Below are 1,429 nucleotides of genomic sequence, written 5' to 3'. Positions count from 1 at the left end.
GCGCAACCCTGCTCTCCATCCTCGGCTATCCCGAAGGCAGCGCCGCATCGATCATGACGACGGAGTTCGTCAGCGTGCCCTCGGACTGGACCGTCGGGCAGACGCTCGACTACATCCGCAAGGTCGAGCGGACACGCGAAACCGTCTACGCGATCTATATCGTCGATCCGCAGACGCACCTGCTCGTGCGCTCGACGGGCCTGCGCCGGCTGATCACCGGTGAGCCTGACGATCCGATCATGACGGTGGCGCCGGATCACCTTCCGGTGACGGTCGGCCCGCTGACCGATCGCGAAACCCTGGCGCAGACGATCTCCAAATACGATCTGCTCGCCCTTCCGGTCGTCGACCATGGCAAGATCCTCGGCATCGTCACCATCGACGACATCATCGACACGATGGTCGCGGAGACGACCGAGGACGCGCACCGTTTCGGCGGCATGGAGGCGCTGGACGAGCCGTACATGAAGATGAGCTTCCTCGCCATGATCAAGAAACGCGGCGGCTGGCTGTGCGCGCTGTTCATCTCGGAGATGCTGACGGCCAACGCAATGCAGAGCTATGAGGGCGAGTTGGAGAAGGCGATCGTGCTGACGCTGTTCATCCCGCTGATCATGAGCTCCGGCGGCAATTCCGGCTCGCAGGCGACCTCGCTGGTCATCCGCGCGCTGGCGTTGCGCGAGATCGGTCTTGGCGACTGGTGGCGGGTGGCGCTGCGCGAGCTGCCCACCGGCTTGGTGCTGGGCGCCATGCTCGGCGTGGTCGGCGTCTGCCGCATCGCGCTGTGGCAGTATATGGGCTTCTACGATTATGGCCCGCACTGGCCGCTGATCGCTACCACGGTGGGGGCTGCACTGGTCGGCATCGTCACCTTCGGTTCGCTGTCGGGGTCGATGCTGCCGTTCGCCTTGAAACGTATCGGCTTCGACCCGGCCAGCGCATCGGCGCCGTTCGTCGCCACGCTGGTCGATGTCACCGGGCTGGTGATCTACTTTTCGGTGGCGCTGGTGATCCTGCGCGGCACGCTTCTGTAGCGACTATCTCCGCCGTGGCATGACCTTGCCGCGGCGGAGTTCCTCAACCCGGATTTGCCGTCAATCGACGCGCTCGCCGTCCTTCACGCGATAGGTCGGCTTGTACATGGTGACCAGTTCTTCCGCCGCTGTCGGATGCACGGCCATCGTACGGTCGAAATCGTCCTTGGTCAGGCCGGCCTTCAGCGGGATGCCGAGCAGCTGCGCCATCTCGCCGGCATCCGGCCCCAATATGTGGGCGCCAAGCACTTTTTTCGACGCGCCATCGACCACCAGCTTTATCAGCATCTTCTCGTCGCGCCCGGACAGGGTGTGCCGCATCGGCCGGAATGTCGCGCGGTAGATCTCGATGTCGGGGAAGCGCTTGACGGCGTCGTCCTCCGACAATCCGACAG

The 1,429-nt window shown here is 64.3% G+C and carries 1 protein-coding gene and 1 pseudogene; one reads left to right on the top strand and one right to left on the bottom strand.

Annotated elements, in window-relative coordinates; genetic code table 11:
* Positions 1 to 1,034, top strand: a 1,034-nt coding sequence (mgtE, locus tag EN964_RS34490) for a magnesium transporter (RefSeq protein WP_127277434.1), incomplete at its 5' end; no start/stop codon positions are given.
* 60 nt (positions 1,035 to 1,094) lie between these two features.
* Here mgtE and EN964_RS34485 read toward each other — a convergent pair.
* Positions 1,095 to 1,429 (bottom strand): annotated as a pseudogene (locus tag EN964_RS34485) (glutathione-disulfide reductase); the annotation flags it as partial.

It is taken from the genome of Mesorhizobium sp. M7A.F.Ca.CA.001.10.2.1, from assembly GCF_003998575.1.
Classification (GTDB): Bacteria; Pseudomonadota; Alphaproteobacteria; order Rhizobiales; family Rhizobiaceae; genus Mesorhizobium.
Note: the sequence above shows the minus strand (reverse complement) of the source record. Positions and strands in the feature narration are given on the sequence as shown.